The 20122-nt window shown below is 52.7% G+C and carries 16 protein-coding genes and 1 pseudogene; 12 read left to right on the top strand and 5 right to left on the bottom strand.

From position 1 onward, the window contains the following. Positions 1 to 172 precede the first annotated feature (172 nt). Positions 173 to 1729 carry a bifunctional metallophosphatase/5'-nucleotidase gene (locus tag LDB27_RS21005; protein ID WP_000865258.1) on the bottom strand — a complete coding sequence of 519 codons (1557 nt, stop codon included), beginning with the start codon at positions 1727 to 1729 and terminating at the stop codon, positions 173 to 175. Between the two features lie 135 nt (positions 1730 to 1864). On the opposite strand from LDB27_RS21005, the gene LDB27_RS21010 reads away from it, so the two are divergent. Next, positions 1865 to 2989: a hypothetical protein gene (locus LDB27_RS21010; RefSeq protein WP_001134819.1), complete on the top strand. Its 1125-nt coding sequence runs from the start codon at positions 1865 to 1867 to the stop codon at positions 2987 to 2989. Positions 2990 to 3223: 234 nt separating this feature from the next. After that, a pseudogene (locus LDB27_RS21015) lies at positions 3224 to 3654 on the top strand (hypothetical protein). A gap of 62 nt (positions 3655 to 3716) precedes the next feature. On the opposite strand, the gene metL reads toward LDB27_RS21015, so the two are convergent. Together metL and metB are read right to left on the bottom strand one after the other, a co-directional pair. Then, positions 3717 to 6149: a bifunctional aspartate kinase/homoserine dehydrogenase II gene (gene metL / locus LDB27_RS21020; protein WP_000110807.1), complete on the bottom strand. Its 2433-nt coding sequence runs from the start codon at positions 6147 to 6149 to the stop codon at positions 3717 to 3719. A gap of 2 nt (positions 6150 to 6151) precedes the next feature. Continuing rightward, entirely contained in the window at positions 6152 to 7312 is a 1161-nt protein-coding gene (gene metB / locus LDB27_RS21025; protein WP_000197211.1) for a cystathionine gamma-synthase, read from the bottom strand. Between the two features lie 264 nt (positions 7313 to 7576). Here metB and metJ point away from each other — a divergent pair, with 264 nt between their 5' ends. The 3 genes from metJ (at position 7577) to LDB27_RS21040 (ending at position 11005) form a co-directional block, all read left to right on the top strand. Further along, the gene (gene metJ / locus LDB27_RS21030) at positions 7577 to 7894 is read left to right on the top strand and encodes a met regulon transcriptional regulator MetJ (protein WP_000852811.1); all 318 of its coding nucleotides are present in this window, start codon (positions 7577 to 7579) and stop codon (positions 7892 to 7894) included. Between the two features lie 457 nt (positions 7895 to 8351). After that, positions 8352 to 10142 (top strand): aryl-sulfate sulfotransferase, encoded by a 1791-nt coding sequence (locus tag LDB27_RS21035; protein WP_000899639.1) that lies wholly within the window; start codon positions 8352 to 8354, stop codon positions 10140 to 10142. Positions 10143 to 10342: 200 nt separating this feature from the next. Further along, positions 10343 to 11005 (top strand): TIGR02117 family protein, encoded by a 663-nt coding sequence (locus LDB27_RS21040; RefSeq protein ID WP_000792791.1) that lies wholly within the window; start codon positions 10343 to 10345, stop codon positions 11003 to 11005. Positions 11006 to 11049: 44 nt separating this feature from the next. Here LDB27_RS21040 and rpmE read toward each other — a convergent pair whose 3' ends face one another. Beyond that, on the bottom strand, positions 11050 to 11262 hold the full coding sequence (gene rpmE, locus LDB27_RS21045) for a 50S ribosomal protein L31 (RefSeq protein WP_000715284.1): 213 nt from the start codon (positions 11260 to 11262) through the stop codon (positions 11050 to 11052). 203 nt (positions 11263 to 11465) lie between these two features. On the opposite strand from rpmE, the gene priA reads away from it, so the two are divergent. The 7 genes from priA to rraA all read left to right on the top strand — a co-directional run bounded on the left by priA (position 11466) and on the right by rraA (position 19455). After that, positions 11466 to 13664, top strand: a complete 2199-nt coding sequence (gene priA / locus LDB27_RS21050; protein ID WP_000109374.1) for a primosomal protein N' — start codon at positions 11466 to 11468, stop codon at positions 13662 to 13664. A 154-nt stretch (positions 13665 to 13818) separates the two neighbouring features. Next, complete coding sequence (gene cytR, locus LDB27_RS21055; RefSeq protein WP_000841337.1) at positions 13819 to 14844, top strand: DNA-binding transcriptional regulator CytR; 1026 nt, start codon at positions 13819 to 13821, stop codon at positions 14842 to 14844. 93 nt (positions 14845 to 14937) lie between these two features. Beyond that, positions 14938 to 15918 (top strand): cell division protein FtsN, encoded by a 981-nt coding sequence (ftsN, locus tag LDB27_RS21060; protein WP_000068807.1) that lies wholly within the window; start codon positions 14938 to 14940, stop codon positions 15916 to 15918. Between the two features lie 91 nt (positions 15919 to 16009). Then, a complete protein-coding gene (gene hslV, locus LDB27_RS21065) occupies positions 16010 to 16540 on the top strand; it encodes an ATP-dependent protease subunit HslV (protein ID WP_000208240.1) in 531 nt (176 codons plus the stop codon). A 9-nt stretch (positions 16541 to 16549) separates the two neighbouring features. Then, positions 16550 to 17881: an HslU--HslV peptidase ATPase subunit gene (gene hslU / locus LDB27_RS21070; protein ID WP_001293360.1), complete on the top strand. Its 1332-nt coding sequence runs from the start codon at positions 16550 to 16552 to the stop codon at positions 17879 to 17881. 66 nt (positions 17882 to 17947) lie between these two features. Beyond that, positions 17948 to 18877, top strand: coding sequence for a 1,4-dihydroxy-2-naphthoate polyprenyltransferase (gene menA / locus LDB27_RS21075; RefSeq protein ID WP_000139639.1), 930 nt, complete (start codon positions 17948 to 17950; stop codon positions 18875 to 18877). A gap of 92 nt (positions 18878 to 18969) precedes the next feature. Further along, positions 18970 to 19455 (top strand): ribonuclease E activity regulator RraA, encoded by a 486-nt coding sequence (gene rraA / locus LDB27_RS21080; protein ID WP_000872918.1) that lies wholly within the window; start codon positions 18970 to 18972, stop codon positions 19453 to 19455. A 221-nt stretch (positions 19456 to 19676) separates the two neighbouring features. Here the strand turns inward: rraA and zapB are convergent, their stop codons facing one another. Then, positions 19677 to 19916, bottom strand: a complete 240-nt coding sequence (zapB, locus tag LDB27_RS21085; RefSeq protein WP_000051370.1) for a septal ring assembly protein ZapB — start codon at positions 19914 to 19916, stop codon at positions 19677 to 19679. Between the last annotated feature and the right edge of the window lie 206 nt (positions 19917 to 20122).

The raw sequence follows: 20122 nt of genomic DNA on the forward strand, positions 1-20122 counted from the left end.
TTATTATTTGTTGTGTTGTAAACATCTATCCGTTTAGACGTCCAGATGTAAAAATGACGGAAAAGCAGAAGGACGTCAACTGAAAAATCACGCCAAAGAATGAGGAATATTCAGCAAAGTTGAATTTTCTTCATGTCACGCCGCGACACTGAACGCGCCGCGGCAGGGGAAATTACTTCTTCACATCCGCAACGCGCATCCCTTTGAGCTGCTCATCCGTGATGGTGTTGCCCGCCTTAAAGTAATCAACTATCGCATTCGACACATAGTAGCCGCCGGAGGTATTCCGCGCCTGGCCTTCCGTGAACGCCGCAAAACCATCGCCGCCGTCGGCAAGGAAGCTGTTGGTGGCGATGTGATAAACCGCCGCATCGTCAATCGGTTTGCCATTGAGCGTCAGCACGGTAACCCGCTGGCCGAGAGGTTTGCTGCTGTCATACTTCATCTCCAGCCCTTTAGACACCTGCAATACGCCGTTGCTTAATCCGGCGCCATGCTCCATCAGGCTGCGCAATTGTTTACCGGTTAAATCCATCGTGACCAGTTCATTAGGGAACGGGAAGGTACTGATTACCGCCCCCATCGTCACCGCGCCAGCCGGGATTTCGTTGCGGATACCGCCAGAGTTAGTAAGCGCTAACTGGGTGTCTTTCCCCGCCGTAAAAAGCAGCGCATCCGCCGCCAGATTCCCCAGCGACGACGATTCGCCATACGCGCGGGTCAACTCAACCGGCGACTGGGCCACCGTCTGCTGCACGACTTTATCGAGCTTTTTGTTCCAGCCGTCGATCACCTGTTTCGTTTGCGGATCGGGCTTCCACTCATCAGCAAAAATGGTCTTCAGCTCGAAGTTCTTCACCGTAAACTGATGCGGCTTTTCCTGGTAGTCCAGCACCAGTTTGCCGACATCAATGCCGCCGCTGTCCGTTGAGAGGATCAGCGTATTACCGACTTTAATCGGTTCCGGCGTACCGACATGCGCGTGGCCGGTAATCAAAATATCCAGCCCTTTTACCTGACTTGCGGTCTGAATATCTTTATCCAGCGCGCGTCGCACATCGGTATTTCCCATGCTGGACTGGCGGGCCGGGGTGCCTTCGTGAATCAGCGCGACGGTCAGATCGACTTTACCTTTAAGTTCATCAATGTAACGTTGCAGCCACTTAATTTCATCGCGTGCCTCAATGCCTACGCGCGTCGCGGCGGAAACCGTATCATTAAAAGCAAAGACACCGTGTAAGCCGATTACGCCAATCTTGACGCCATCTTTTTCAACAATGGTGTACGGCTTATCCCAGAAGGATTTACTGCTGTCCTCATAAAAAATATTGCCCTGCACGATAGGGAATTTTGCCCGGCTCAGTTGCAACAATGTATTGTCCCAACCATGATCGAACTCATGATTACCGATAGTGGCAGCGTCATACTGCATGGTATTCAAAATATCGATAATCGCTTTACCCTTCGTCAGACTGCTGATATACGGTCCGGTAAAGTAATCTCCGGCATCAAAAAACCACGTCGCCTTATTTTTGGCTTTTTCCTGCTTCACCAGCGTAGTGATATTGGCCCAACCGCCAATATCGCGTTTACCGTCAGCAATCCACGGCACTTTATAAGGCTCCACATGGGCGTGTAGATCGTTGGTGTAAATAATGGTGACATCTTTGGCGCAGGCCCAGAACGGCAGCGTGAACAAAATACCGGCAGCAAGCAGTTTTACTTTCATAAATAAGTCCCTTTCAGTCATATAAAGATTCGCTACGTTACGTTCTGAAAGGTTTTTTTATGTGAGAGTCCTCACACCCGCGTACCGTTTTATGAAGGCAGAATCAACGACCTGCAAAAATCGTTGGTAAAATGTATGCCGCCTCTGTTCACCATTAATGCCTGCAAAAGCGCTGGTTGTCGCAATCTTGGGCTGCCTGACTCGCCGGATTATGTGTGGCCGGACTATCGCCTGGGTTATCCGGCATTGCATTGTCGAGCCTGCGGCAGCTATCCGCCGCTCTTCAACGAGGGGGAATTTCGCCGCTGGGCGTCTGCTTATATCGCGCAATATGCCAAAGAGCATGGTTACTTTTGTCCCGACTGCTATCAAAAAGCATGCATTCGTTATGGACGTAATCCCGGCGGAACGCAGCGACTTCAGTGCCAGTACTGTAAGAAGGTCTGGACGCCAAAACAGCACGCGCTGAATGCCGCCGAAACGCCGGAACAGATTTGCAGTATTCCGCTGCTCGTACCGTTTCAGGGAGCGAATGCCTTCCAGCAATTGTACTTTTTATTCAGTTTTGACGCTGTTCGCGGCAATATTCTTCACCTTTCCAGCAATTTCACGTTACTTTATGCCGGAAAGAGTTTGCATTACCACTGGAAAGGAATTGCGCCGCCCGAGGGTGAGGATGGCGATATTATCCACCGTATCGCCATTAAAGAACGGCAATTTTTACAGCGCAGCCAGTTCGATGAGATTCAGTATGGCCCGGCGGCGCTTAAACGTAACGCGCAAGGAACAATACTTCGCCCGGTCATTACGGCGCATGGTCATTTTCGGGTGCTGAAAAACCGCTTTCCTGATGTCGCGACACACATCATTGCCCATGAGTGTTTTTTGCGCGGCGCGGTCATTACGGCATGGGCGGAGCGGTTTCGCCAGCGTCTCTCCTCGCTGTGGTTCGTTGAGGAAGAGATAAACGATGACGATTGCCGCGCAGAGTGGCAACTGTTAGGCAAAACATGGCAGGGATGGTGGCAAAATCAGTGGCAACTCTGGGGGCAAGGTCACAACCGCAAAATGGTCTGTTCGTTAACTGGTTCCCACTTAGAACAAGGTGTCGCCGTTAATCTGGCGGCCAGTCGCCGCTTTGTTACCTGGCTATGGCAACAACCTGAATTCCAGCAAAGCGCCCACTATTCCGCCAAACGCGTCACGCAAATTCTGTATTTGCTGACGGAAAAATATAACTCACAATGGAATCACATTTAACCCAATGATGTAATGCCACGCATAAAAAATCACAGAATATCATTCAGGAGGCGTTATAGATTTAATCACCTCACATCCTGCTTTTACACGCTGAAAAAGAATAGAACTATTTGATAAAATGGCCCTTCGTTTTAAGTTAAGATCGGCTATAAACGTTGTTCACATAATCAATATTTATTATCAAGTTAAATAGTTCTATACATTCTTATTTTCTATGGAAAACAAGGGATAAATATGGAAATTACTTTACCGTCAATGTCAGATAAAAAATGGACCTGCGCCGATCTCCTGAGTAGCTATCGATTCTGGGGGATCACTTTTTTCTTTTTGGTGCTCTCTTTTATCAGTTCGCTGGGATCGTCGTATGGTGTTTATTTTTGGAGTAAATCACTGTCTATTCCAGCCGATCGTATTGGTGTTATTCTCGTTTGCGTAAATGGCCCATCTGACGTAGTCAGGCTTATCATAGCACAGCAATATTGTGTCTGACGCTTAGCGATGAAATCCGAACATTGCTGGAGAATGCAAACGAAAATACGGGGATACAGAGCGGCTGGGCGCTATTTTGGGCCTTGCTGTTCCCCCCTGTCGGCATAGCCATTATTCAGGCGAAGATGAACCGATTTATCGTCGCCAATGCAGAAAACGCATCTGACGAAGAATAAACAGATACCCCGGTTTGCCCGCTGCCGGATCTGGCGAAGCCGCTATCCGGCAGGCAGGCGTATTACAATAGCTGCGCCAGGCGGTTGATGTCAGACTGAATCGCCCCGGCGGTCACATCGCGACCCGCGCCCGGCCCACGGATCACCAGCGGGTTATCGCGATACCAGCGGCTTTCAATAGCAAAGACATTATCGCACGGCAGCAGCGCCGCCAGCGGATGCTCCGGACGCACCGCTTCAACGCCGACGCGCGCTTTGCCATTGGCGTCGAAACGCGCCACATAACGCAACACCAGCCCCAGTTCGCGGGCTGCTTCCAGACGCTGTACCATCTGTTCATTCAGCGCGTCGCCGTTTTCGAAAAAGTGATCGATAGACCCTTCTTCACAATGCGCCGGCACCAACGATTCTACACGCACCTGATCCGGCTCGATGTCGTATCCCGCCTCGCGCGCCAGAATCACCAGCTTACGCATGACATCTTTTCCGGAAAGATCGACGCGCGGATCGGGTTCCGTCAACCCCTGCTGCCAGGCCTGATCCACCAGATCGGTGAAAGGCACCGTACCGTCAAATTGCAGGAACAGCCAGGATAGCGTCCCGGAGAAGATCCCGCTGATCGAGAGAATCGTATCGCCGCTGTCAATCAGATCCCGCACAGTGTGGTTGATCGGCAATCCCGCGCCCACGGTGGCGTTATACAGCCAGTAACGCCCGGTTTTTTCAAACGCGTCATGAATCTGGCGATACTTATCGCTGGCGCTTGCGCCCGCCAGTTTATTGGCGCTAATCACATGAAAACCGTGGCTGGCGAAATCAAGGTACTGATCGGCCAGTTGCTCGCTTGCTGTCACATCCAGCACCACTAAATCATCATACGGATGCGCACGCATCCACAGGAATAGCGACTCTTCGTCCTGCTCAACGGCTTCATCATCAAAGAATGCCAGCGCGCGGCTGGCGTCCAGCCCTTCATAATTCAACAGGCTACGGCGGCTATCCACCACGCCCGCCAGCACAAATTCAAAACCAGTACGCGCGGAAAGCGTGCTTTGTTCACGGGCAAATAGTTCCAGCCAACGGGAGCCGATGTTCCCCTTACCGAACAGCATCAGGCCAATGCGTTTTTCGGCGCGGAAAACAGACTGGTGCAGCCCCTGAATCAGGCTCTCAGTCGGGCCGGTACGCAGCACCGCCACCAGACTGATGCCCTCCTCCGACTGCCAAGTAAACTCCACTGGCTGACCTTTCAACTGCTGCCAGAAGCGATGGCAGTGTAGCGGATTGCGAGTAACGCCCGCACCGACCATCGCCACCAGCGCCAGCCCCTGCCGCAGGCGCAATTCGCCCGGCAGCCCGACATCGTCGAGGAGTTTCAGTACGCTATCCGCTACCTCGGCGGTATAGCAGAACTGTAATAACTGGCGATCGCGATGCACGCCCACCGCCAGCGGACGCACCTGCGCCCGTTTTAAAATGTGGTCGAGCTCTTTATGCGCCAGCCTGAAATCCTGGCTGGCGGGCACCTGAAACTCAATCAGACAGATATCATCGTGACTGGTCACGATACGCGCGCCCGTCCCGGAAGCCAGCACCCGTTCAATTCGGGTTGAACCTTGATCCGGCGTGTAGCTACAGCGCAACTGCAAATCGATATCGCTGCCGGACACTGGCTGTAGCGTGCGGGCGTGCAGAACAGGCGCCGCCAGACGCGCCAGCTCGCTGGCTTCGTCCAAACGCAGCAACGGCAGCAGGCAGGCATCTTTCACTTTGCGCGGGTCGGCACTATAAACGCCCGCGACATCGCTCCAGATGGTCACGCGGGAAACGCCCGCCAGCGCGCCGATTTGCGTGGCGGAATAGTCGGAACCGTTCCGGCCTAACAGGACCGTTTCGCCATCATGATTGCGGCTGATAAAGCCGGTCACGACCAGACGTTTGCCAGGATGCTGCGCCAGTAGCTGTTGCAATAAAGGATAAGATAGCCCTTCATCAACCTGCGGCTGTGCGGCGCGTTCGGCGCGTAAAAATGCGCGCGCGTCCAGCCAGGCGGCATCCAGCCCCTGCTGATTCAGGACGGCGGACATCAATCTCGCCGACCAAATTTCGCCGTGTCCGACAATCTCGGCATAGACGGCATCCGTTACGCCGCCGTCGAGCAAGGCGGCAAGACGTTCCAGATCGCTGATAAAAGCGCTGGTTAAGTCATCTGCCGCGTCGGCGGGAAGCAGCCCGCTAATCAGATCGCACTGGTAGCGGCGTAACGTCTGTAATACCTGATGCGCAGAAAGGCGATCGGTCTGGCTTAACTTGAGCCAGCTAATCAACTGGTTGGTGGTACTGCCTGCGGCGGACACTACCATCATATCGTCAGGCTGCGAATACTCCGCCATAATGCCTGCGACACGCAGGTAACACTTCACATCCGCCAGACTACTGCCGCCAAATTTATGCAGTTGACGACCTTTCGCCCCTGCCTGCGCAATCACACTCATGTTTACCCCTTGTTTGCAGCCCGGAAGCCATTTTCCAGGTCGGCAATTAAATCTTCGCCATCTTCAATACCGGTGGAGATACGCAGTAGCGTTTCGGAGATCCCGGCGGCGGCACGCGCCTGCGGCGACATACCGGCATGCGTCATGGTGGCGGCGTGAGAGATCAAACTTTCCACTCCCCCTAAAGATTCCGCCAGCGTAAACAGCGACAGCCCGCCCAGAAAACGACGCAGCGTCTCCTCATCCCCATCCAGTTCAAAACTCAACATTGCGCCAAAGCCTTTTTGCTGGCGCGCGGCAATTTCATGCCCCTGATTTTCCGGCAGCGACGGGTGATACAGTTTTTTCACCAACGGCTGGGTTTGCAGGTAATCCACAATCGCCTGCGCGTTGCGCTGCGCCAGCTCCATACGCGGCACCAGAGTTCGCAAACCACGCAGCAGCAGATAACTATCAAACGCCCCGCCCGTCACGCCAATATTATTCGCCCACCACGCCAGTTCAGTGACCATTTCCGGATCTTTAGCAATCACCACGCCGGCCACGACATCCGAATGACCGTTGAGATATTTCGTGCATGAATGCAACACCAGATCGGCACCCAACGCCAGCGGATTTTGCAGCGCCGGGCTTAAAAACGTGTTATCAACGACGCTCACTGCGCCCGCCTCGCGCGCCAGCCGACAGATTTTCGCAATATCCACCACGCGTAACAATGGATTACTTGGACTTTCTACCAGCACCAGCTTCGGTTTTTCTTCCAGCGCCGCCTGTAAGGCACGTTCATCGCCCTGATCGACAAACCGCACACGATAACAGCCGCGTGTCGCCAGACTGTCAAACAGACGATAACTGCCACCATAGCAATCATGCGGCGCGACCAGCAGATCGCCCGGCTTGAGGAAAACGGTGGTGACCAGATGAATCGCCGACATGCCGGTATTCGTCAATACCGCGCCCGCGCCGCCTTCCAGTTCCGCTAATGCGCGCTGAACCACATCACGCGTGGGATTACCGCGGCGGGAATAATCATGCGCGCGCGGCTCATTGAAACCGGTAAAGTTATAGGTACTGGAGAGATGGATTGGCGGCACAACGCAGCCGTATTGCTCGTCGTCGTTTAATCCGCTACGCACTGCGATAGTGGCCTGTTTACGCGTCATATGAAGATATTCCTGGCTGAGTCGGTGAAAGTCAGGCCACAGATTAACCACTACCACAATAGACGTCAATACATCTGGACATCTAAACTTCTTTGCGTATAGATTGAGCAAACCGCAAATAGCCGTTAAAATTATATGCATTAGCGCACATCTGCGACCGCTAACTTCGTGTCAGGGCCGCGCCACTACGGTAAACTACGCGCGATTATGGTCCGGGCTCAGGTTCAGACCTCAATATTAATGACGAAGAGGATTAAGTATCTCATGGCTGAATGGAGCGGCGAATATATCAGCCCATACGCTGAGCACGGTAAGAAGAGTGAGCAAGTCAAAAAAATTACGGTTTCCATTCCTCTGAAGGTGTTAAAAATCCTCACCGATGAACGTACGCGTCGTCAGGTGAACAACCTGCGCCACGCCACCAACAGCGAGCTGTTGTGTGAAGCATTTCTGCACGCCTTTACCGGGCAACCCTTGCCGGATGATGCCGATCTGCGAAAAGAGCGCAGCGATGAAATCCCGGAAGCGGCAAAAGAGATCATGCGTGAGATGGGGATTGACCCGGAAACGTGGGAATACTGATAGCAAAGCATGCGGTCAGAACGCCTCTGGCCGCGCTTTTTTAACGATTCCCCCTGTACGCGGCTATCTCCGACATTTTTCTAAATGTTCATCTTCCCGAATAGCCCTCGATAGATAAATTTGTCAGACATGATAAGTTTCTCTTCGTTACTTTCCTGAAAAAAAATTCCCGACATGCCATAACCGATATAATTTTATTATATTTAAACTTCCAATCTTTATTTAAAGTTTCACGTAGCAAAGCGCACATGAATAATAATACACCACCATATATTTACTGAACAAATAGTATAACGATGAGTATTGTTAAAAAGACCATGAATACCTCATATTTGTGACCAGCATCATTATTCCCCTCCGCGGATTGTTTTACTTTTTTAAATGTTTTTTCATCTCCAACAAATAAGGAAGTTAATATACATTCAACTTATCGATAATATCGAATGGGGAAATAAACATGTTATTTACAAGGAAAGTCTTACCTGTATTATGTTGCCTGTGTTTGAGCGGCAGCGTTTTAGCCTCAGGCGTTTTAGACCCAAACAGGCCAATGGTCGCATCAGCAGATGTCATTCCAGTACATGAAGGGCCATTAGGTATGGTCGATGTCGCTCCCTACGGCGGCGTTTTCCCATTAACAGCAATCATTAATAAAGCCAATCATAATGTACAGGACGTGAAGGTTACCGTTTTAGGGAAAGGGGAAAAAGGCATCCCGATCAGTTATGATGTCGGCCCGCAGGCTATAAATACCCATGACGGCATACCTGTATTTGGCTTGTATCCAGATTATGTCAATAAGGTTAAAGTTGACTGGACTGAAGAAGGTAAAAAACAAACTTATACGTGGTCCATTTACGCCGCACCGGTATCATTGCCCTCTACTACCGGGCAAACTGCCGTTCTTCCTACGGTAGAACCGGTTAAAGTCGATAGCTCGCTTAAAAATCGCTTATATCTTTTTAACCATATAACAGGGATGCCAAGAGCCGGCCACATTATGCATGTCGCAGGCGGCGCGGCGAACTGGGATTATACCGGTATCAACTGGATTAGCGATACGAATGGCGACGTTCGCGGCTATATGAATATTGATAAATTCCGTAACCAGGATGATATAACGCGCTTTGGTTCCATGATGAGCTTCCATCAGGTTAACGATGGCAATCTTATTTTTGGTCAGGGTCAACGTTACTTTAAATATGATTTCTTAGGCCGCGTTATTTCCGATAAACGACTGCCAAAAGGATTTATTGATTTTTCGCACGCCATTACCGAAACGCCGAAAGGCACCTACCTGCTGCGTGTCGCAAAAGAAAATTATCCATTAAATGGTAAATACACCATCAATACTGTGCGTGATCATATTCTTGAAGTTGACCAGAACGGCGATACCGTCGATTACTGGGATCTGCCAAAAATCCTCGACCCCTATCGTGACGACGTTATTCTGGCGATGGATCAGGGAGCGGTATGTTTGAGCGTCGATGCCGAACATTCCGGTCAGGTCATGACCAAAGAGCAGCTTGCAAAACAACCCTTCGGCGATATCGCGGGCTCCGGCCCGGGCCGCAACTGGGCACATGTTAACTCCGTCAGCTACGATCCTCGCGACGACAGCATTATCATTAGCTCGCGCCACCAGTCTGCCATCATCAAAATTGGTCGCGATAAAAAAGTGAAATGGATACTTTCCGATCCATCCGGCTGGAAAGGCGAACTGGCGAAAAAAGTGCTGAAACCCGTAGACAGCAACGGTAAACCACTAACCTGCGAAGCGCACCACTGCGACGGTGGATTTGACTGGACATGGACACAACATACCGGTTGGTTAGTGCCATCCAAAAGCACCGGAGGTAAAACCGTCGTGACCGCCTTTGATAACGGCGATGCGCGCGGCATGGAACAACCGGCCATGCCATCAATGAAATATTCCCGCGGCGTGGAATATCAAATTGACGAAAAAAATATGACGGTTTCCCAAATGTGGGAATATGGTAAAGAGCGCGGTTTTGACTGGTACAGCGCCATTACTTCCGTCACGGAATATCGCCCGGAAACCAAAACGATGTTCATGTACTCGGCTACAGCGGGAATGAGCGGTACAAAACCGATCGTTTCCGTTCTGGATGAAGTCAAAGACGGTACTCAGGATGTGATGCTGGAGCTAAAAGTACACAGTAACCGTGCCGGTATGCTGGGTTATCGGGCGCTGATTATCGATCCAGAGCAGATGTTTAAAAAATAAAGCGAGATAGTAAAAGTAAAACAGGCGGAAGCCAACTTCCGCCTGAATGGTTAAAACGTATTGTAGTTACGACATCCACCTTATTGCCCTCGAAGAGGAATGTAAAAATATCAATGGATTACCAATCCGGTACCGACCCGATAAGCGCTGCGTCATTAGACAAACGCCACAACATACCGCGCCTTTACTGGTGATATGTCATGAAAAATCTCTTTATCGCCTGGTTAAGTTTATTGCTATATGGCTGCACAACCTTTCCACAAGCCGTAAAACCTACGACAGGCGGACATCCCTCCCCGACGGAAATCTATATCGTCAGTCATGGCTGGCACACGGGAATTATTGCGCCGGCCCATGATGTTAATACCGTTCTGCCACAGCTTAAAAAACGGTTCGCTCAGGAGACGCAGTGGTATGAAATCGGCTGGGGAGATAAGGGCTTTTATCAGTCACAAGAAATAACCACCGCGCTTACGCTCCAGGCCATGTTCTGGTCATCCGGCGCGGTTATGCACATCGTCGCCTTTTCCGGTAAACCAGAACGCTATTTCGCCGGTAGCGAGATAAAATCACTGCTCCTGCACACAAACCAGCGTAACAGTCTGATGCGTTATCTGGGCCGCAGCTTTGCGCGTGACGCAGAGGGTAATCTGATTCCGTTAAAACAAGGAATTTACGGCGATAGCCAGTTTTACGCCGCGAATGGCCGCTACGGCATACTCAATACCTGCAATAAATGGACAGCGAAGGGGCTGGAAAGCGCGGGACTGACTATAAATCCTTCGTTAAAACTCACGGCAGGAAGCGTAATGAAAGCGATTACGGATCACAGAATGTGTCTGAACAAATACTGTTATCCCTAGAAAACAAAAAAAGCGCCCTGCGGCGCTTTTTTTCTGGCGGTAACTTATTTGCTGCCAGGGATGCTGAAGCGCTTGTTGAAGCGCTCAACACGACCACCGGTATCAACAACACGCTGCTTACCAGTGAAGAACGGGTGGCATTTGCCGCACACGTCCAGGTTCAGGTCGTGACCCACGGTAGAGTGGGTTTTGATAACATTACCGCAAGAACAGGTTGCAGTAATTTCTACGTAATTCGGGTGAATACCTTTTTTCATGGGGAACCTCAGTGTAAGGCCGCGTCGCTCTTCCAGCCCTAACGCCAGACACCACGCGAAGTTAATAGTAAAGGGTTTGATGCTCACAACACGCACCAAAGGCGGCGAATCATACAGAATTTGACCACCGTATGCAAACTGATCCGCGCTCCCTTATCGTAATGTGTATACTACCCGACGAAATTTCAAGTCAGGAAGATGCTATGTCCGTCGCGCACGTTGCCTTGCCCGTTCCGCTTCCCCGAACCTTTGATTACCTGCTGCCGGAAGGCGAGGTCGCCAAAGCCGGGTGCCGCGTGCGCGTTCCGTTCGGCAAGCAGCAAGAGCGCGTGGGCATTGTCGTCTCGGTTAGCGACCACAGCGAATTGCCGCTCGATGAATTAAAATCGGTCATTGAAATCCTGGATAACGAGCCCATCTTTTCTCCCTCCATCTGGCGCTTACTCCTCTGGGCGGCGGATTACTACCACCATCCCCTCGGCGACGTTCTGTTTCACGCTCTGCCGGTTTTACTGCGTCAGGGAAAACCAGCCAGCAACGCGCCCCTATGGTATTGGTTCGCCACCGAAGAGGGGCAAGCCGCCGACATCAACAGCCTGAAACGCTCCGCCAAACAACAACAGGCGCTGGCGGCGCTACGGCAAGGAAAGATCTGGCGCTATCAGGTAGCCGAGCTTGATTTTACTGACGCCACGCTGCAAACGCTGCGGCGTAAGGGGCTTTGTGAGCTTGCCAGTGAAACGCCCGCGTTTACCGACTGGCGGGAGCATTATGCCGTCGCAGGAGAGCGCCTGCGGCTAAATACCGAACAGGCGACAGCGGTCGGCGCGATTCACAGCGCGTCGGACGGTTTCTCCGCCTGGTTGCTGGCAGGCGTAACCGGTTCCGGCAAGACCGAAGTGTATCTGAGCGTGCTGGAAAACGTCCTCGCCCAGGGCAAACAGGCGCTGGTGATGGTGCCGGAAATCGGCCTGACGCCGCAAACGATCGCCCGTTTTCGCGAACGTTTTAACGCGCCGGTGGAAGTGCTGCATTCCGGGCTAAACGACAGCGAGCGTCTTTCGGCATGGCTGAAAGCGAAAAACGGCGAAGCGGCGATTGTCATCGGCACGCGCTCCTCGCTGTTTACGCCGTTTAAAAATCTTGGCGTGATTGTCATCGACGAAGAGCACGACAGCTCTTATAAACAGCAGGAAGGGTGGCGCTACCATGCCCGCGATTTGGCTGTGTATCGCGCCCATAGCGAACAGATCCCGATTATTCTCGGCTCCGCCACCCCAGCCCTGGAAACGCTATGCAACGTGCGGCAGAAAAAATACCGGATGCTGCGTCTGACGCGGCGCGCAGGCAACGCCCGCCCAGCCCTGCAGCATGTACTGGATTTAAAAGGCCAGCGTCTTCAGGCGGGACTGGCGCCCGCCCTTATCGCCCGTATGCGCCAACATCTCCAGGCCGACAATCAGGTAATTTTATTTCTTAACCGCCGGGGATTCGCGCCCGCGCTGCTTTGCCACGACTGCGGCTGGATTGCGGAGTGCCCGCGTTGCGATCACTACTACACGCTGCACCAGGCGCAGCATCATTTACGCTGTCATCACTGCGACAGCCAGCGTCCGGTACCGCGTCAGTGCCCCTCCTGCGGCTCCACACATATGCTACCGGTTGGGTTAGGGACGGAACAGCTGGAGCAGGTGCTGGCGCCCTTCTTCCCCGGCGTGCCGATCTCACGAATCGACCGTGATACCACCAGTCGTAAAGGCGCGCTGGAGCAGCATCTGGCGGAAGTTCACCGCGGCGGAGCGCGCATTCTGATAGGCACACAAATGCTGGCGAAAGGCCATCACTTCCCGGACGTCACGCTGGTGGCGTTGCTGGACGTCGATGGCGCGCTTTTTTCCGCAGATTTTCGTTCGGCGGAACGCTTCGCCCAGCTCTACACTCAGGTTTCCGGCCGCGCCGGGCGCGCGGGTAAACAGGGCGAAGTGGTGCTCCAAACGCACCATCCTGAGCATCCCCTGCTGCAAACGTTACTGTATAAAGGCTATGATGCGTTTGCGGAGCAGGCGCTGGCGGAACGGCAAACGCTCCAGCTTCCGCCGTGGACCAGCCACGTCATTATTCGCGCAGAGGATCACAACAATCAGCAGGCGCCCGTCTTTCTCCAGCAGTTGCGTAATCTGATTCAGGCCAGCCCGCTATCAGACGATAAGCTGTGGATCTTAGGTCCGGTTCCGGCCCTCGCGCCAAAACGCGGCGGCCGCTATCGCTGGCAAATTTTACTTCAGCATCCTTCACGGATTCGCCTGCAACACATCATCAGCGGCACGCTGGCGTTGATCAATACGCTCCCTGAAGCGCGGAAAGTTAAATGGGTTCTGGACGTCGATCCGATTGAAGGATAGTCCTCACGATGCGAGGCGGATCGTAAAATTAAAGATCCATCACACTTTTTATGAAAATTCTGTAACCGCTTCCACGCACTATCTGATAAAAATGTTTTCGATGAGTGTTACCAGGGATAGATCTGCGCCAGCAGTTCCCAGGCGAGGAGAAAGAGTGAAATCGAACAAGCAGGTTACTGCCGCTACGATGAAGGATGTTGCGTTGAAGGCGAAAGTCTCTACGGCAACCGTATCCCGCGCGTTAATGAACCCCGATAAAGTCTCCCAGTCGACCCGTAGCCGGGTTGAACAGGCCGCGCTTGAAGTGGGTTATTTCCCGCAGTCGATGGGGCGAAATGTAAAACGCAATGAATCCCGTACGATTTTGGTGATTGTCCCGGATATTTGCGATCCCTTCTTCAGTGAAATTATCCGCGGTATCGAAGTGACCGCGGCAGAACAGGGGTATCTGGTGCTGATTGGCGATTGCGCCCATCAAAACCAGAAAGAAAAAACCTTTCTTAATCTCATCATCACCAAACAGATCGACGGCATGGTACTTCTCAGTTCCCGACTGCCCTTTGACGCCAGCGTTGAGGAGCAGCGCAATTTGCCCCCGATGGTGATGTCGAATGAGTTTGCGCCGGAGCTTGAACTGCCGACGGTACATATCGATAACCTCACCGCCGCGTTCAATGCCATGAACTACCTGTTGGATTTGGGCCACAAGCGGATTGGTTGTATTGCGGGGCCGGAAGATATGCCGCTCTGTCACTATCGCTTACAAGGTTACGTACAGGCATTAAGACGCAGTGGCATTGTGGTCGATCCGCATTACATCGCCCGTGGCGACTTTACCTTTGAAGCCGGGGCAAACGCATTAAAGCAGTTGCTTGAGCAACCGTTGCCGCCTACCGCCGTCTTTTGTCATAGCGACGTAATGGCGCTGGGCGCCCTCTCCTGGGCCAAGCGCCAGGGTCTGAAAGTGCCTGACGATCTGTCGATTATCGGCTTTGACAATATCGCGCTGGCCGAGTTTTGCGATCCTCCATTGACAACCGTGGCGCAGCCGCGTTTTGACATTGGTCGCGAGGCGATGCTGCTGTTACTCGATCAGATGCAGGGGCAAAATGTGAGCAGCGGCTCGCGTTTAATGGATTGCGAGCTGATTATTCGCGGTTCTACGCGCGCTTTACCCTAAAGTAAATAGCTTTAAGACTCACCTGTCTGGTCAAAGGCCCGCCGCTTCAGTAACATGACGGGCTGACGAACGAATAAATACAGCGAAACGATAGTGGCACAACGAGATTATGTACGTCGCGGCCAACCGGCTCCTTCGCGGCGCAAAAAGAGCACCTCACGGAACTCACGGAAGAAGCAAAGCAACATGCCTGCCGTCTCGCCGGCAATGGTCGCGATTGCGGCAGCCGTCCTTGTGACCTTTATCGGCGGTCTGTACTTCATTACTCACCATAAGAAAGAAGAGTCCGAAACGCTACAAAACCAGAAAGTCACCGGCAATGGGCTTCCGCCAAAACCGGAAGAGCGCTGGCGTTACATCAAAGAGCTGGAAAGTCGCCAGCCGGGCGTGCGCACGCCAACGGAACCGTCCGCCGGCGGCGAAGTCATGAATCCGAATCAGCTCACCAGCGAGCAGCGTCAACTCCTGGAGCAGATGCAGGCGGATATGCGTCAGCAGCCGACGCAACTTAACGAAGTGCCGTGGAACGAGCAGACGCCAGAACAACGCCAGCAAACGCTACAGCGCCAGCGTCAGGCGCAGCAGCAGCAGCAGCAGTGGGCTCAAACGCAGCCTGTTCAGCAACCACGTACGCAGCCGCGGGTAAACGAGCAGCCACAAACACGCACGGTACAGTCCGCCCCGGCGCAACCCGCGCGCCAAAGTCAGCCGCCGAAGCAGACGGCCTCGCAGCAACCTTATCAGGATTTGCTGCAAACGCCGGCGCATACCAGCGCGGCAGCGCCGAAAGCCGCACCAATTACGCGCGCGCCTGAAGCGCCGAAGGCGACAGCAGAGAAAAAAGATGAGCGTCGCTGGATGGTGCAATGTGGTTCATTCAAAGGCGCCGAGCAGGCAGAAAGCGTCCGCGCTCAGCTGGCGTTTGAAGGCTTTGACTCCAAAATTACCACCAATAACGGCTGGAATCGCGTGGTTATCGGGCCGGTGAAAGGTAAAGAAAATGCCGACAGCACCATTAACCGTCTGAAGATGGCGGGCCATACAAACTGCATTCGACTCGCCACCGGGGGTTGAAACCCTCAAAATCTCCCCCATCTATACTTGCATTATGCCCCGTACGCCGTACGGGGCCGCAATTCAGCATTAGTAACCAAGGGGTCTGCTCGTGACAACAATAGTAAGCGTACGCCGTAACGGCCACGTGGTAATCGCCGGTGATGGTCAGGCCACACTGGGTAACACAGTAATGAAAGGCAACGTGAAGAAAGTCCGCCGCCTCTACAACGACAAGGTCATTGCGGGCTTTGCGGGCGGTACTGCGGATGCATTCACGCTGTTCGAGCTGTTTGAACGTAAACTGGAAATGCATCAGGGGCACCTGGTCAAAGCCGCCGTTGAACTGGCGAAAGACTGGCGTACCGACCGTATGCTACGCAAACTGGAAGCGTTGCTGGCCGTCGCGGATGAAACCGCCTCGCTCATCATCACGGGTAACGGCGATGTCGTGCAACCTGAAAACGATTTAATTGCTATCGGCTCCGGCGGTCCTTATGCCCAGGCTGCCGCTCGCGCTCTGTTGGAAAATACCGAGCTCGGCGCGCGCGAAATTGCTGAAAAGGCGTTGGATATTGCAGGCGATATCTGCATTTACACCAACCATTTCCACACCATTGAAGAATTGACCGCCAAAGCGTAAGGACCTCTCATGTCTGAAATGACCCCACGCGAAATTGTCAGCGAACTGAACAAACACATTATCGGCCAGGATAACGCAAAGCGTTCCGTGGCGATTGCATTGCGTAACCGCTGGCGTCGTATGCAGCTTGATGAAGAGCTGCGCCACGAAGTAACGCCGAAAAATATTCTGATGATTGGCCCAACCGGCGTCGGTAAAACCGAAATCGCCCGTCGTCTGGCGAAACTCGCCAACGCGCCGTTCATTAAAGTCGAAGCCACCAAATTCACCGAAGTGGGCTACGTCGGGAAAGAAGTGGACTCTATCATCCGCGATCTGACCGATGCCGCTGTGAAAATGGTTCGCGTACAGGCTATCGAGAAAAACCGCTATCGTGCGGAAGAGTTGGCGGAAGAACGTATTCTCGACGTACTGATCCCACCCGCAAAAAATAACTGGGGCCAGGCCGAACAGCAGCAGGAGCCTTCTGCCGCCCGTCAAACGTTCCGCAAAAAACTGCGCGAAGGCCAGCTCGACGATAAAGAGATCGAGATTAACCTCGCCGCCGCGCCGATGGGCGTAGAGATTATGGCGCCTCCGGGCATGGAAGAAATGACCAGCCAGTTGCAGTCTATGTTCCAGAACCTGGGTGGTCAGAAACAGAAACCGCGTAAGCTGAAAATTAAAGACGCGATGAAACTGTTGGTTGAAGAAGAGGCTGCTAAGCTGGTCAACCCGGAAGAGCTGAAACAGGACGCTATCGACGCGGTTGAACAGCACGGCATCGTGTTTATCGATGAAATTGACAAAATTTGTAAGCGTGGCGAAACCTCCGGCCCGGATGTTTCACGCGAAGGCGTACAGCGCGACTTACTGCCGCTGGTAGAAGGCTGCACGGTTTCGACCAAACACGGGATGGTCAAAACGGATCATATTCTGTTTATCGCCTCTGGCGCGTTCCAGGTGGCGAAGCCGTCTGATCTGATCCCGGAACTGCAGGGCCGTCTGCCGATTCGCGTTGAACTTCAGGCGCTGACCACCAGCGATTTCGAACGCATTTTGACCGAGCCAAACGCCTCCGTCACCGTGCAGTATAAAGCGCTGATGGCAACTGAAGGCGTCAATATCGAGTTCACCGATTCCGGTATTAAACGTATTGCCGAAGCCGCCTGGCAGGTTAACGAAACCACCGAAAACATCGGCGCGCGCCGTCTGCATACCGTACTGGAGCGTCTGATGGAAGAGATTTCCTATAACGCCAGCGATCTGCACGGCCAAAACATCACAATTGATGCGGAATATGTGAGCAAACATCTGGATGCGCTGGTCGCAGATGAAGATCTAAGTCGTTTTATCTTATAATCGCGTCCAATGCATTTTCATCACTGTTGATGGGGCTGAAAAGCCCCATTTTTATTGGCGCTAAATATGACTGAACAACAACAAATTAGCCGCACCCAGGCCTGGCTGGAAAGCTTACGACCCAAAACCTTACCCCTCGCCTTTGCGGCGATTATCGTCGGTACGGCCCTGGCATGGTGGCAAGGCTATTTCGATCCTCTGGTCGCACTGCTGGCCCTTATCACCGCCGGGCTGCTGCAAATTTTATCCAACCTCGCCAACGATTACGGCGACGCTGTCAAAGGCAGTGATAAACCGGATCGCATCGGGCCGCTGCGGGGGATGCAAAAAGGCGTCATCACCCGGCAGGAGATGAAGCGGGCGTTAATCATTACCGTCGTGCTGATCTGTATCTCCGGACTGGCGCTGGTGGCGGTCGCGTGCCATACGTTAACCGATTTTGTCGGCTTCCTGATTTTGGGCGGGCTGTCGATTATCGCCGCCATCACCTACACCGTGGGTAATCGGCCCTACGGTTATATCGGGCTGGGTGATATCTCTGTCCTGGTATTCTTTGGCTGGCTAAGTGTCATGGGGAGCTGGTATCTCCAGGCGCATACGTTGATTCCGGCGCTAATTCTCCCGGCCACCGCCTGCGGTTTACTGGCGACGGCGGTGCTGAATATTAATAATCTGCGCGATATTAATAGCGACAGAGAGAACGGCAAAAACACCCTTGTGGTACGACTCGGCGATGTCAACGCGCGTCGTTATCACGCCTGCCTGTTGCTAGGCGCGCTGCTCTGTCTGGCGCTGTTTAATCTGCTCTCGCTACACAGTCCGTGGGGATGGTTGTTTATTCTGGCCGCGCCATTGCTCATTAAACAAGCGCGCTACGTAATGCGCGAAAGGGAGCCTGCGGCAATGCGCCCGATGCTTGAACGTACCGTTAAAGGCGCGTTGTTAACCAACCTGTTATTTGTGATTGGGATACTCTTAAGTCAGTGGGCCGTTTAACTGACAAATATCAATTAACAATTGATGATTTTGCCAACAGTATACTTAGCGCGATATACTAAAAATTCTCGCAGCAACTGAACGTTAAGCCTATGAAATACGATACTTCCGAGCTTTGTGACATCTATCAGGAAGATGTCAACGTCGTGGAACCGCTGTTCTCCAATTTTGGAGGACGGTCGTCGTTTGGCGGACAAATCATCACGGTAAAATGTTTCGAGGACAACGGGTTGCTGTACGATCTGCTCGAACAAAATGGCCGTGGTCGGGTTCTGCTGGTCGATGGCGGCGGTTCTGTCCGCCGTGCATTAGTCGATGCGGAGCTGGCGCGTCTGGCCACGCAAAATGAATGGGAAGGGCTGGTTATCTATGGCGCGGTGCGTCAGGTGGACGATCTGGAAGAGCTGGATATCGGCATTCAGGCGATCGCCGCCATTCCGGTTGGCGCCGCAGGTGAAGGCATTGGGGAAAGCGATGTGCGCGTCAATTTCGGCGGCGTGACGTTCTTCTCCGGCGATCATCTCTATGCCGACAACACCGGGATTATCCTTTCCGAAGACCCGCTTGATATCGAGTGATCAAAAAAGGCGCCGTAAGGCGCCTTTTTTATGCGTTGTCGCTGATTGCCGGATAGCAGCTTACGCCTTATCCGGCCCACCGGTATCCGCATTCTAAATCCTCTATAGATTTCGCGTCAGGGCAAGGCGGCAAGTAAGTGAATCCCCAGGAGCATAGGCCACTATGTGACTGGGGTGAACGCACGCAGCCAACGCCGCCATAACGTGAAATATGACGAGGATTAGACTTCTTCCATACGACCAAGCAGCGCCTGCAAACGTTCCTGCCAGCCGCTCTGCTGTTCCTTCAGAGAATTATTTTCACGCTCGAGTTCTTCACGCTGATGCTGTGCAGACTGCACTTCCTGCGTCAGGCTGTTGTTCTTTTCTTTCAGCTCTTCAATTTCCATCTGTAACAGGGTGATGGTGTCAATCGCCTGCTGTACTTTTGCTTCCAGTTTCTCAAACACTTCTAAAGACATGATCTTACCTCTCCTGAATTGCAAGGCGACGCTTCACGTAAACGCGCACAATATATAGTGTCGATTGTATGAAGCCCCGCTCTCGCTGTCCAGCGACATACCGCGTAGATCGCGGTTTGCAGCAATTTTCATCCATCTCCTGGTAACATTCATTCAATAACTTAAAAGTGTTAACATATTGGTTAATGAAATGATTCAATTCACTC

The sequence above is a fragment of the Salmonella sp. JXY0409-18 genome (genome assembly GCF_020268625.1).
In the GTDB taxonomy this organism is placed as follows: Bacteria; Pseudomonadota; Gammaproteobacteria; order Enterobacterales; family Enterobacteriaceae; genus Salmonella; species Salmonella enterica.